Raw genomic sequence first — 12044 nt, forward strand, 5'->3', positions numbered from 1 at the left:
GGACGGTTCCCAAGGGGAAGAAAGGATCGCCGCATGACCGGTGAAGGATCGGCGCCCAACAACATCAGCAGCGGGGAGAAGGGCGACGGCAGCCCCCAGGTGGATGTGATCGTCGAGCGTTTCGGCGGCATCCGTCCCATGGCGGCCAAGCTGGGCATCCCCGTGACCACGGTCCAGGGCTGGAAGAAACGTGGCACCATTCCCCCCAACCGGCGTGCGGACCTGGAAACCGCCGCCGCGCGCCTGGGCATTTCCCTGACCGCGGCCGAACTGGACGCGGCGATGGGCGCGCCGGAACCGGTGGCGCCGGCCGCCCCCGCCATCGCCCTGCCGTCGCCCGGCACCAGCCTGGCCACCCAACCCACGCCTTTCCTGTCGGCACCCGGTTCGTTCGTGCCCAAGCCGGATGCCAAGCCTGAACCCAAACCGGACCCGGCGCCCAGGATCGAAACTTTCCGGACGGAGACCAAGGCCGATCCCTTCAAGCCGGACCCGGCGAAGCCCGAGGGTGCGCGCCCCGCTTTCCGTGGTGACGCTGCACCCCCGCCGCGTCCGCCCCAGGCCCCGCCGACCGTCGTCAAGCGGGGTGGTGCGGTGTCCGCGCTGGCCCTGCTGGTGGCGCTGGCGGCCCTGGGCGCCGGTGGCTACAGCCTGTGGCGCGGCGGCGCGCTGGACCCGGCCCTGATCCGCCTGGGCCTGGCGCCGGTGGGTGGCGTGTCGGCCGAACCGGCGCCGGCGGCCGACTATGTCGGCACCCAGACGGCGTTGGCGGAGGTGGGGCGGCGCCTGAGCGCCGCCGCCCAGCGCCAGCAAGCCTTGGAGCAGGAGGTGGCCGACCTGAAGGCCAAGCTGGCCGCCGCGCCCGCCGCGGCCACCGGCGATGGCGCCCCGGCGGCCGACCCCGCCCTGGCCGCTCGCCTGGACCAGATGACGGAGCAGTTCACCCGCCTGACCGATCGTCAGCGGGCGCTGGAGCAGGCGCTGGCGCAATCGGCGCAGCAGCGCGAGGAATTGAGCGCCCGGTTGGCGGCGCAGAACGCGGCCGCCGGGCGGGGCCAGGCCTTGCTGGTCGCCACCAACCAGTTGCAGGCGGCCCTGGTGGCCGGCCGACCCTATGACGTGGAACTGTCGGCCGTGCGCAGCCTGGCGCCGGACGACGACGCCCTGCGCCAGATCCTGGATCGGCTGGCCCAAACCCAAGGCAAGGGCCTGGCCGGGCCGCTGGCCCTGCGCGACGGTTTCGACCGCGCGGCGGATGCCGCCCAGCGCGCCGCCCGCGTGCCGGAGGGTGCCGATTGGCTGGAGCAGCTGTGGGGCCGGCTGAAGGCCCTGGTCACCATCCGCCGCAAGGACGGACATATGGAGGGCAATGAGCCCGACGCCGTGGTCTCCCGCGCTGGCGCCGCCCTGGATCGCGGCGACCTGGGCACGGCCGTGGCCGAGATGTCGGCCCTGGCCGGTCCGCCGGCCGCGACGCCGGAGGTGCAGGCCTGGCTGCGCGACGCGCAGGCCCGGCTGGCGGCGGATGACGCCATGACCCGCCTGTCCCGCCGTGCCGTCAGCGACGTGCAGGGCGGCCTGCCGCCCGCCAAGGAGCAAGCGAAGGAAGCGCCCAAGGACGGGCCTGCCGAATCCCTGCCTCTTCCGGAGAACAAGCCGGAACCGCCGTCCGCCGAAGGCGCCAAGCCCGAGGGCCAGCCGGATGGTGCGACGCCGCAGCCGGCACCCGCCGCCGACAACGCCCAGGACGGGGGCCACCTATGAGGCGGACCCTGTGGTTCCTGCTGCGCCTGGCCGTGGTGATCGCGCTGGCGGTCTGGGTGGCGCAGCGGCCCGGCACCCTGCGCCTGGATTGGCAGGGTTACATCATCCAGACCCAGGTGGGCGTGGTGGCCGTGGCGCTGCTGGCTGTCGCGGTGGCCGCCTACCTTCTGGTGCGGCTGTTCCTGCTGCTGTGGCGCAGCCCCCGGCGCCTGGGCGCCGGGCGGCGCACCAGCCGGCGGACGCGGGGGTTTCAGGCCCTGACCCATGGGCTGGTGGCGGTGGCGGCGGGCGACGGTGCGGCGGCCGCGCGCTGGGCCGCCAAGGCGGACGGATTGCTGGACGACCCCTCCCTGACCCTGCTGCTGTCGGCGCAGGCGGCGCAACTGTCGGGGGATGAGGGGGCCGCCGCCGACCGTTTCCGCGCCATGCGTACCCTGGGGGCGGAAAAGGCCCGGCCGGACATGGCCTTCGTCGGCCTGCGCGGCCTGGCGGCCCAGGCGTTGGCCGCCGGCGACACCGGCCGCGCCCTGGCATTGGCGCGCGAGGCGGCAGTCCTGCGGCCCAAGGCGCGCTGGCCCCTGCAAACCCAGCTGGAACTTGAGGCGCGGGCCGGCGACTGGACGGCCGCCACGGCGGCACTGGACCAGTTGACCGCGGCCAAGGTCTTGGCCGGGGACACGCTGCGCCGCCACCGCGCCGCCCTGCTGGTGGAACGCAGCCGGGCTGCGGCGGCCGAGGGCGCGCTGGACCAGGCCCTGGCCCAGGCGCGCAAGGCCCATGACCTGGAACCCGCGTCCGTTCCCGCCGCCGTGCAGGCCGCCCGCCTGCTGGCCGCCACCGGCTCCGCCAAGGCCGCGACCCGCGTGCTGGAACAGGCCTGGCACCTGGCGCCCCATCCCGATTTGGCGGAAGCCTGGGGACTGACGGGCGAGAAAGCCGGCGACGATCCCGATCCGCTGGCCCGCGTGAAGCGGCTGGAGGCGCTGGTGGCGCTGGATCCAGACTCGGCCGATGCCCATCTGGCCCTGGCCCGCGCTGCCATCGACGCCCGGCTGTGGGGTGTCGCGCGCGGCCACCTGAAACGCGTGCTGGCCACGCGGCCCGGCGCCCGCGTCCATCGCCTGCTGGCGGCCCTGGCCGAGGCGGAACACGGGCCCGGCGCCGAAGAGCGCGGTCATTTGGCCGATGCCGCCCATGCGGCGGCCGATCCGGCCTGGGTCTGCACCGCCTGCGGCGGCGTCAATGCCGTTTGGGGCGCGTCGTGCGGCCAGTGCGGTGGCTTCGACACCTTGGCCTGGCGCCTGCCGGCCGGCGTCGACTCAGTGGTGGCCGGACCCGCCGCCCTGCCCACCGCCAAAGGCGGTTTGGGCCGGCTGGTGCCGCGCCTGTCCCGGTTCCGCTCTGGTGCGTCGTGATGGGGGCGTCATGATTCCCCTGCCGTTCGCCCCGCCCCGGGCTGATTCGCTGCTGTTGCTGGCCCTGGCCTTGGTACTGAATGCCTTCATCGCCGGTTTCCCGGCGGTGGACCGCTGGCTGATGACACCGCAGGGCCAGATGGTGGAGGCTGTGCGCTGGGCCGACAAGCGCCTGAACCGGATCGAACGCCTGGACAGCGTGCGCCTGGCACGCGGCGCCCTGGTGACCATCGTCATGGCTATCGGCGTGGGCCTGGCCGCCTTGGCGCTGACCATCGCCGCCCTCCACCTGCGCGTCGCCTGGTTGCTGGAACTGCTGGTGGTGACGCGCGTGTTGGTTTTTGGGCGCCTGCTGGTGACCATACGCACTCTGCTGGCCGCCGCTCCGGCGGAGGACGCGGACGTCCTGCGTCAGGCGGTGGCGCCCCTGACGCACAAGCCGGTCTGGACCATGGACCGCCACGCCGTGCTGCGCGCGGGCATGGAGGCGCTGGTGGTCCTGATGGAACGGGGCCTGGTGGCACCGCTGTTCTGGTTCGCCCTGCTGGATCTGCCGGGCCTGATGGTCTGGGTGACGGTGCAGACCGTGGCGGTGACGGTGGGGCACACCTCGCCCCGCTATGCCGCCTTCGGCCGGCCCGCCCGCCGCGCCCTGCTGGCGCTGGACTGGGTGCCGTCGCGCCTGACGGTGCTGCTGCTGGCGGCGGGTTGCCTGATCGTGCCGGGCAGCCGGCCGGGCGCGGTCATGGCCGCGCTACGCATCCGCCACGCCCAAGGGACCGCCGCCTTGCCGCTGGCCGCCGTGGCCAACGCCCTGAACCTGGCCCTGGCCGGCCCCCGGCGCGAGGGTGAGATGACGGTGCACGAGGATTGGCTGGGCACCGGCCGCGCCCGCGTGGACACGTCCGACCTGCGCGCCGTGGTGGCGCTGACCGGTGCCGCCGGCCTGCTGGCCGTCTGCGTCACCCTGCTGGCGCTGGTCTGGGCTTGATTACACCTGGCTTTTGATCGTGGCCGATCAAAAGCTGCCCGCAGTTGCCGGGTGCGGCCATCCGGCCGCTTGTATCTTCCCAATCTGCGTAAAGTAGCGCCGTCACGGGCTGGGGCATGCCCCAGCCCGTGATCCGACCGGAAGACCGTTCCAACGGCGGGAAGTTCCGGCTCCGTAGCCAAGCAAGGCTCTCCGGTCGGCCCCTTCATTAGCCCGAACAGTTGCACGGGGTCGCCGCCCCGCATGCGCAAGGCTGGGAGTATGAAGATGGCGCAGAACGACTCTATCATCGCCCTGGATGTCAGCAAGGACCGTCTCGACGGCTTCGACGATGAAACCGGGGATGTCTTCCAAATTGAGAATTCCCCGGCTGGCTACGTGGCTTTGCGGCAACGCTGCCGGAAACGCACCGTGCAGATCGTCATGGAGGCCAGCGGTGGCTATGAACGGCCCGTCGCTCAGACCATGGTGAAGGCCGAGATCCCAGTTCGGATCGTCGACCCCCGCAAGGTTCGCTACTACGCCAAAGCTTCCGGTCGTTGGGCCAAGAATGATCGGCTCGACGCCCGCATGATCGCAGCCTATGCCAAGGCGATCAAAGGGGAAGACCACAAGCCGGACAAAGACCGGGAAGCGTTGGCTGAGCTGACAACATACCGCCGCCAATTGCTTGAGGATCGGACCACGATCACCAACCAGGCCAGACGGCTGGAGAACGCCGAACTGCGCCGACTGGCCAAGCGACGATTGAAATCCATCGCCCTTCAGATCGTCCTGGTCGATAAGCGCATCGCCAGCCACATCGCCGCCTCGGAGGTCTTGAAGACCAAGAACAAATTCCTCCGCTCCATCCCCGCCATAGGCCCTGTCTTCGCAAGTACCGCGCTGGCCCATATGCCCGAACTGGGCGCCCTTACACGCCAACAGGCTGCCGCCCTCGCCGGCGTCGCACCCATGGACAATCAAAGCGGAAAACGCGACGGGCCCCGGAGCATCTACGGCGGAAGACCCGCCGTCCGTAACGTTCTCTACATGGCCGCCGTCGTCGCCAGCCGCCACAACCCACCCCTGGCCGCCTTCTACAAAAAGCTCATCGCCGCCGGCAAAAAGCCCAAGGTCGCTCTCACCGCACTCATGCGGAAAATCATCGTCCTCGCAAACTCAATCCTCAGGCAACAGCGCGAATACGATCCGGCTCACGCCTCATGAAGACAGTTGCTTGGCTTGTCCTCGGTTTCCAGTCCACTTCGTTCCCCGGAAACCTGCGGCGGACGCGGTCGCGTCCTAGTCGCTTCGCTCCGAAATGAGCCTTCCTAGGCCCCGACTGGGGCCGCCGGAGCTTGTCCGGGGAGCCGCAGGCGGACTGGAAAGCGAGGACAAGGCAAGGGCGCGGATGCGCCCGCCCGCCGCCTGAGGGAACGCCTTAAGACTCAGACAACACCTGGGCCAAAGCCTGGGCTTCGGGGCGGAAGAAGGAACGGTCCAGCAGGATTTGTTCCGGCGTGGTCTGCTGGCCGTAGAAGATGTCGTTCCATTCCTTGCGCGGCGTGATGACGGAACCGTCGATCGCCAGGCCGCCGAACAGGCCGGCGGTCTTGGCGTAGACGTACATGTCGGCATCCATGCCCACGCCGTAGCCCGCACCCACCTGGCTGCCCAGTTCGCCTACCGCCACCTTGGCGTCGGCGCCCAGCTTCACGGCGCGGTCCATGACGGCGTTCAGGCCCTTGTCGGTCATGATCACCAGCATCATCTGCGCCTGCTGGCCGCCGAACTGCAGGCCGAAGCTGGCCTCCGCCATGGTGTAGAAGGCCGGGCCGCTCCACGCCCCATCGCTGCCGCGCGCCACCAGCACGCCGGTGCCGCCGCCGCCGCCCAGGAAGAAGCCGGCCTGGATGACGTTGGGCAGGATCAGCACGCCCTTGGCCCGGCGCAGCAGGCCCTTCAGCGGCGCGTATTGCGGATCGCCCAGCAGGCTCATGGCCGTCAGGCGCGCGCGCTCCACCATCAGCTGGGCCTCCGTCACCTCCGCCCACGCCGGCCCGGCGGCACCCAGCGCCAGGGTCAGACCCGCCGCCGCACCCGCCAACACCTGCCGCCGATTGACCATCGCTTCCATCCTCTTCCCGTCAGGGGCCGTCCTTAGCCGACAGCCCATCCGTTGACGCAGTTATGTGAATTCCTACCATATCTGGGAACGGACGCCCATGGCTTGCGGCGTCCGGATCCCCATGGGCGGGACCCTAGCGGCGAAGTAAGGCAAGTGTGCGGCAAGTTTTATCGGATGCCGTCAGTCGCCGGGCGCGGCCAGTCGCGGCCTAAGGGAGATGGTTGACGGTGCGCACGGCCCAGGCCCCGCCATCGGCGCTGTGCGGATCCGGAATATGCTCCAGCCGCGTCAACGCCAGGGGCGACACGTCCAGCGCCAGGGCGCGGGCGGGCGTCAGGTCCAGGGCCAGGGCCACGGCGGCGCGCACCGGGCCGGCGTGGCTGACGCAGACGATGTCGTGTTCGCCGTCGGGGGCCAGGCGTTCCCCCACGGCTTGGGCCAGACGGCGGCACAGGTCGGCGAAGCTTTCACCGCCCGGTGGCGCCTGGTGGGTGGGATCGGCCCAGAAGGGCGCCAGGCTGGGGTCGCCCTCGGCCTCAAGGTCGGCGTAGCGATGGCCCTGCCAGCGGCCGAAGGACTGTTCCATCAGCCGGCCGTCGGTCTCGATCACCGGGCGGGGGCCGGGGATCAATGCCGCCAGGCGCTGCGCCGTCTCATGCGTGCGGGTCAGCGGGCTGGACAGCCAGCGGGCGCCGGTGGGCAGGCGGGCGGCCAGGCGTACGGCGGCGGCGTGGGGCCAGGGGGCCAGGGCCACGTCGGCCTGGCCGGCGATGCGGTCGGGTTCCGCCAGGGGGGCGTGGCGTATCCACCACCAGCGCGTCACACCGGTCATGGGGCGGGCACGCCTTGGCCCAGGGCGCCGGTCACGGCCACCAGGAACAGGATTTCCGACGCCTGCTCGGCGGCACCCAGCACGTCGCCGGTCACGCCGCCCACTTGGCGGCGGGCCAGTTGCGCCACGACGATGGTGCCGCCGCCCGCCACCAGCAGGATGGCCAGGCGGGGCAAGCCGCCGTCCAGCGGCAGCTTCGCCAGGGTGGCGGCGGCCAGCATGAGGCCGGCCAGCAAGGCCGCCAGGGCGCGGGCGCTGTTGGGTTTGCCCACGCCGGCGCTGTGGCCCATCAGCCGCGCCTCGGGCATCAGCAGCTTCAGCCCCGGCAGGAAACACCGGGCATAGGCGTGGGCACCCATCAGGGCGGCGGCGACATGGTGGGGGCTGGAAATGGCGGCCAGCGCCAGGGTGCGGGCGGCGACGCTCAGCACCAGGGCCACGGCGCCATAGGTGCCGACCCGGCTGTCCTTCATGATGGACAGCTTGGTCTCGCGGTCACGTCCGCCGCCGAAACCATCGGCAACGTCGGCCAGCCCGTCCTCATGCAGCGCGCCGGTCAGCGCCATCAGCGCGCCCACTGTCAGCAGGCCGCTCAACAACGGCGGTACGCCCAGGCTGGACAGCGCCCAATAGACGCCGCCGCCGATGGCACCAATCAGTGTGCCGACGATGGGAAACCAGGTGAGCGCCCGGGAATTCAGGTCGGGCGGCCACTCACCACGCCAGCGCAACGGCAGGCGGGTCAAAAAGATCACGGCCGCTATGAATTCGGCGAAGACACCGCCCAGGCGCGGCCCCGTTGCATCAGTCATGGTTCCGGTATACGGGAAGTCCTGTCCACCCGCCAGCGCCACTCCGGCACCTTACGGCGGGACCTATCCTGATACGCGCGGCCCCCGCGCCCACCATCGGTCGGAACATCATGAGCGACACCCTCACCTTCGACGAAATCCGCCGCCTGCTGGCCGACTTGCCGGGTCCGGACCTGGAGGCCGCCACCGCCGTCATGCAGCGCGAGGTGCAGTTGACCAAGCCGCGCGGCGCGCTGGGCCGGCTGGAGTCCTTGAGCGAATGGCTGGCCACCTGGCAGGGCCGCACCCCGCCCCGGGTGCAGCATCCGCGCGTGGCGGTGTTCGCCGGTAACCACGGCGTGGCGGCGTTGGGTGTCTCCGCCTATCCGGCGGCGGTGACGGCGCAGATGGTGCAGAACTTTACCCAGGGCGGTGCCGCGGTGAACCAGTTGTGCGGCCAGGCCGATGCCGACCTGCGCGTCTATGAACTGGATCTGGACAACCCCACCGCCGACTTCACCCATGGCCCCGCCATGAGCGAGGACGCCTGCGCCCGGGCCATGGCCTATGGCATGATGGCGGTGGAAACCGGCATCGACGTGCTGTGCCTGGGGGAAATGGGCATCGGCAACTCCACCTCGGCCGCCGCCCTGTGCATGGGCCTGTTCGGCGGCACGGCTGAGGAATGGGTGGGCCCCGGCACCGGCCTGGACGCCGACGGCATGGCGCGCAAGGCGGCGGTGGTCGCCGCGGGCGTGGCCGCCAACGCCGACCTGCTGTCCGATCCCTTCCAGGTGCTGCGCGCCTTGGGCGGGTATGAGCTGGCGGCCATCGTCGGCGCCATCATGGCAGCCCGCATGGCGCGCACGCCGGTGGTGCTGGACGGCTACGCCTGCACCGCCGCCGCCGCCGTGCTGTTCAAGGCCGATCCCCGCGCCCTGGACCATTGCATCGTCGGCCATCTGTCGGCCGAGCCGGCGCACCGCCGCCTGCTGGACCGGATCGGCCAGGAACCGCTGCTGTCCCTGGGCATGCGCCTGGGCGAAGGCTCGGGTGCCGCCCTGGCCCTGCCCATCCTGCAGGCCGCCGTCGCCTGTCACACCGGCATGTCCACCTTCGCCGAGGCCGGCGTCGCCACCAAGAGCGCCGTCCCGGAAGGCCGCTCGACGCACTGATGAAAAGGGCCGGGTCCCTCGAAGGACCCGGCCCTTTTCATGTCGGGACTACCCCGAACCCTAGGCCCCGACCGGGGCCGCCGCAGAATTCCGGGGAGCGGCAGCGGACTGGAATTCGAGGATAGCCAAAGGCCCGGACGGGCCTGCCGGCGCCTGAGGAACCGGCATCAAGCCGCCTCTTGCTCTTCCAGCACGGCCACCAGTTCCTCCAGCGCGTGGGTCAGGTGGGTGCGCAGCATCTCCACCGCGTCCGCCGCCTTGCCGTCGCGGCACAGTGCCACCAGCGACTCGTGCTCCGCCATGGAGCGGTCGTGGATGTCCGGCGTGATGGACAGGTGCAGTCGGACATAGCGGTCCAGGCTGTCGTGGATGCGCTTCACCATGTCCAGCATCACCGGCCGCTGGGCCGGTTCGTACAGCGCCTCGTGCAACTGCCAGTTCAGGGCGCCCCAGCGGCTGGGCTCGGCCGTGTGCAAATCCTTCAGCACCTGTTCGGCCCGCTTGATGTGCTTGGTGGTCAGCTGCGGGATGGCGCGGCGCAGCAGGTCGATTTCCAGCAGCAGCCGGACCTCATAATATTCGCGCACCTGGGCGGGCGACAGCTGCGCCACCACCGACCCCTTGTAGGGGATGGTGGCCACCAGGCCCTCCGCCTCCAGCTGTTGCAGCGCCTCGCGCACCGGGATGCGACTGACGCCCAGCTTCTGGGCGATCTCATCCTGGCGCAGCTGGGCGCCCAGGGCGTATTCGCCGGAAAGGATCATCTGCCGCAAGGCGTCGACCACCTGGGCCGAAAGCGATTTCCGTTCGATCTTCGCGCGTGCAATCATCTTGGTGGCTTCTTGACGGAATGCGGTTTTTGGAAAAGGCGGCCCGTTTTGTCCCCCGGTTTCCGCATCCTTGTTTTCATGGCGGAAGACGTGCAAGGGAACAATGATTTTGTCGTTACGCTAGACGGTTCGGGACGCGCGCGCCATGGGCTGTTGGTGCATGGCCCGGTCTATTTCCCGTTCAGCCTCAAGCCATAACGATGTCACCCCTCCCCCTGGCCTTCCCGCCGATGGCGGCGGCCTTGCGGCGGCGCTAAGCTTGACAGTTTGGATATCGTATCCGATATGCTGTCATCCTGCCAATAAGGGCTGCCAACTATCCCGTCGCCCCCCGGGGCGGTTCGTGGGACAAGCCTGGTAACGATCAAGCAGGGAATGGGCGACAGCATGCGGGCGACGACGGCGGCGGTTGACGTGGGAAGCGAAACCTCGGGGGCCGAGGATCGCGGCGGCCATCCGCCCGGGCTCTATCTGCTGTTCGCCGTGGAGTTTTGGGAACGGTTCTCCTACTACGGCCTGCAATCCATCCTGATCTTCTTCCTGCTGTGGCACCTGTCGCTGGACAAGGTGTCGGCGTATGCGGAGTTGGGGGCCTTCGGCGTCCTGGTCTACATGTGCCCGGTGGTGGGCGGTTTCCTGGCCGACCGGCTGGTGGGGGCGCGCCACGCCGTGCGCGCCGGGGCCGTGCTGCTGATGCTGGGCCACGGCCTGATGGCCTGGCAGCCGGCGCAGACGGTGGAACGCCTGGTGACGCCCGAGGCGACCTACGACCTGAAGCGCCCCATCCTCTATCCCGCGGAGGGGGAGGACGGCGCCCGCCAGGTGGTGGTGAACGGCACGGCCCAGGTGATCACCGGCCTGGCCTCGGTCGCCGGCGGTGATCCGGACGCCCGCGCGCTGACCTATGTCGGTCCCGACGGGGCGTCCATCACCCTGCAAGGCCGGCTGGAAAAGACGCCGGACGGCGCGGGGCTCCGGCTGTTCTACCTGGCGCTGGCCCTGATCGCCGCCGGTGTCGGCCTGCTGAAGCCCAATATTTCCGCCCTGGTCGGCCGGTTGTACGGCCAGCGCCATGCCGCGCGCGACCGGGGCTTCCTGATCTTCTACCTGGGGATCAACGCCGGCGGCCTGATGGGCAGCATCGTCTGCGGCTGGCTGGGCGCCGCCCTCGGCTGGGAATGGGGCTTCGGCGCCGCCGGCATCGGCATGGCCGTGGCGCTGGCCACCTTCACCCTGGGCCGCCGCCTGCTGCCGCCGGAGCTGGCGGCGGCGGAGGGCGGGCCCGTGGCGGCCGCCAGCGCCGGCGGTGCGGTATGGGCGCTGGTGGCCGGCCTGGGCGTGGCGCTGGCCTGCTGGCTGGTGGTGGACCACCCGGTGGTGGTGGGCCATGTGCTGGACGCCTGCGCCGTGGCCGGCCTGGCGGCGGTGTTCTACTTCGCCCGCAAGCTGGACGGGCGTCAGCGCCGCCACCTGGCGCTGCTCCTCCTGCTGATGCTGGTGTCCGTCTTGTACTGGACGCTGTTCTACCAGGGGCCGGCCTCGCTGAACGTTTTCGCCGCCGAATGGACCGACCGCCACATCGGCCCGGTGCTGGTGCCGGCCCCCGTGCTGCAATTCCCGGACAAGGCCTTCGTCATCCTGCTGGCCCTGCCGCTGGCCGCCGTGTGGCGCTGGCTGGACGGGCGGCGGCGCGACCCCGGCCCGGTGATGAAGTTCTGCCTGGGCGTGCTGTTCGTGGGCCTGGGTTTCCTGGCGCTGGCCTTCGGGATCGAGGTGACGCCCGCCGGTTTGCGGGTGGGCGTCACCTGGCTGCTGACCCTGTACCTGCTGCAGGAGGTGGGGGAGCTGTGCCTGTCGCCCACCGGCCTGTCGGCCATCACCCGGCTGTCGCCGCCGGCCATCACCAGCCTGCTGGTGGGCCTGTGGTTCCTGTCCACCGCTTACGGCCAGCGGCTCAGCGCCCTGCTGGCCCAGGCGACGGTGGTTGACAGCGGCCTGCCGGCGGCGGCGCAATTGGCCTCATACCAGGCGGTGTACCTGAAGGCGGGCCTGTGGTCCTGTGCCGTGGCCCTGCTGCTGATGCTAGCCGTGCCTTTGCTGCGCCGCCTGAACGATTAAACGACCATTTTCCGACGA

At 70.7% G+C, this 12044-nt stretch carries 10 protein-coding genes; 6 read left to right on the top strand and 4 right to left on the bottom strand.

Annotated features, from left to right (window positions below; genetic code table 11):
* The first annotated feature begins 33 nt into the window (after nucleotides 1–33).
* The 4 genes from PW843_22725 (at nucleotide 34) to PW843_22740 (ending at nucleotide 5379) form a co-directional block, all read left to right on the top strand.
* Nucleotides 34–1764 (top strand): mitofilin family membrane protein, encoded by a 1731-nt coding sequence (locus PW843_22725; protein ID MDE1149379.1) that lies wholly within the window; start codon nucleotides 34–36, stop codon nucleotides 1762–1764.
* A complete protein-coding gene (locus tag PW843_22730) occupies nucleotides 1761–3179 on the top strand; it encodes a heme biosynthesis HemY N-terminal domain-containing protein (GenBank protein MDE1149380.1) in 1419 nt (472 codons plus the stop codon). Before PW843_22725 ends, PW843_22730 begins: the two co-directional genes overlap by 4 nt.
* Nucleotides 3180–3189: 10 nt before the next feature.
* The gene (locus tag PW843_22735) at nucleotides 3190–4170 is read left to right on the top strand and encodes a cobalamin biosynthesis protein (protein ID MDE1149381.1); all 981 of its coding nucleotides are present in this window, start codon (nucleotides 3190–3192) and stop codon (nucleotides 4168–4170) included.
* A 267-nt stretch (nucleotides 4171–4437) separates the two neighbouring features.
* Nucleotides 4438–5379, top strand: a complete 942-nt coding sequence (locus tag PW843_22740) for an IS110 family transposase (protein MDE1149382.1) — start codon at nucleotides 4438–4440, stop codon at nucleotides 5377–5379.
* A gap of 214 nt (nucleotides 5380–5593) precedes the next feature.
* On the opposite strand, the gene PW843_22745 is transcribed toward PW843_22740, so the two are convergent.
* The 3 genes from PW843_22745 to cobS all read right to left on the bottom strand — a co-directional run bounded on the left by PW843_22745 (nucleotide 5594) and on the right by cobS (nucleotide 7924).
* Nucleotides 5594–6280, bottom strand: a complete 687-nt coding sequence (locus tag PW843_22745; protein ID MDE1149383.1) for a lipid-binding SYLF domain-containing protein — start codon at nucleotides 6278–6280, stop codon at nucleotides 5594–5596.
* A gap of 208 nt (nucleotides 6281–6488) precedes the next feature.
* Entirely contained in the window at nucleotides 6489–7112 is a 624-nt protein-coding gene (locus tag PW843_22750) for a histidine phosphatase family protein (GenBank protein ID MDE1149384.1), read from the bottom strand.
* Nucleotides 7109–7924 (bottom strand): adenosylcobinamide-GDP ribazoletransferase, encoded by an 816-nt coding sequence (gene cobS / locus PW843_22755; GenBank protein MDE1149385.1) that lies wholly within the window; start codon nucleotides 7922–7924, stop codon nucleotides 7109–7111. The genes PW843_22750 and cobS overlap by 4 nt, the downstream gene beginning before the upstream one ends.
* 110 nt (nucleotides 7925–8034) lie before the next feature.
* On the opposite strand from cobS, the gene cobT reads away from it, so the two are divergent.
* Entirely contained in the window at nucleotides 8035–9078 is a 1044-nt protein-coding gene (cobT, locus tag PW843_22760) for a nicotinate-nucleotide--dimethylbenzimidazole phosphoribosyltransferase (protein ID MDE1149386.1), read from the top strand.
* Between the two features lie 167 nt (nucleotides 9079–9245).
* On the opposite strand, the gene PW843_22765 is transcribed toward cobT, so the two are convergent.
* Entirely contained in the window at nucleotides 9246–9908 is a 663-nt protein-coding gene (locus PW843_22765) for a GntR family transcriptional regulator (protein ID MDE1149387.1), read from the bottom strand.
* Nucleotides 9909–10283: 375 nt separating this feature from the next.
* Between PW843_22765 and PW843_22770 the strand changes: the two genes are divergently transcribed.
* The gene (locus PW843_22770; protein ID MDE1149388.1) at nucleotides 10284–12026 is read left to right on the top strand and encodes a peptide MFS transporter; all 1743 of its coding nucleotides are present in this window, start codon (nucleotides 10284–10286) and stop codon (nucleotides 12024–12026) included.
* Nucleotides 12027–12044 lie beyond the last annotated feature (18 nt).

The organism is Azospirillaceae bacterium (genome assembly GCA_028283825.1).
In the GTDB taxonomy this organism is placed as follows: domain Bacteria; phylum Pseudomonadota; class Alphaproteobacteria; order Azospirillales; family Azospirillaceae; genus Nitrospirillum.

Bases quoted from the DNA above. Each gene is read 5' to 3' on its own strand.
- PW843_22725 (MDE1149379.1), top strand. From the start codon at position 34: ATGACCGGTGAAGGATCGGCGCCCAACAACATCAGCAGCGGGGAGAAG.
- PW843_22730 (MDE1149380.1), top strand. From the start codon at position 1,761: ATGAGGCGGACCCTGTGGTTCCTGCTGCGCCTGGCCGTGGTGATCGCG.
- PW843_22735 (MDE1149381.1), top strand. From the start codon at position 3,190: ATGATTCCCCTGCCGTTCGCCCCGCCCCGGGCTGATTCGCTGCTGTTG.
- PW843_22740 (MDE1149382.1), top strand. From the start codon at position 4,438: ATGGCGCAGAACGACTCTATCATCGCCCTGGATGTCAGCAAGGACCGT.
- PW843_22745 (MDE1149383.1), bottom strand. From the start codon at position 6,280: ATGGTCAATCGGCGGCAGGTGTTGGCGGGTGCGGCGGCGGGTCTGACC.
- PW843_22750 (MDE1149384.1), bottom strand. From the start codon at position 7,112: ATGACCGGTGTGACGCGCTGGTGGTGGATACGCCACGCCCCCCTGGCG.
- cobS (MDE1149385.1), bottom strand. From the start codon at position 7,924: ATGACTGATGCAACGGGGCCGCGCCTGGGCGGTGTCTTCGCCGAATTC.
- cobT (MDE1149386.1), top strand. From the start codon at position 8,035: ATGAGCGACACCCTCACCTTCGACGAAATCCGCCGCCTGCTGGCCGAC.
- PW843_22765 (MDE1149387.1), bottom strand. From the start codon at position 9,908: ATGATTGCACGCGCGAAGATCGAACGGAAATCGCTTTCGGCCCAGGTG.
- PW843_22770 (MDE1149388.1), top strand. From the start codon at position 10,284: ATGGGCGACAGCATGCGGGCGACGACGGCGGCGGTTGACGTGGGAAGC.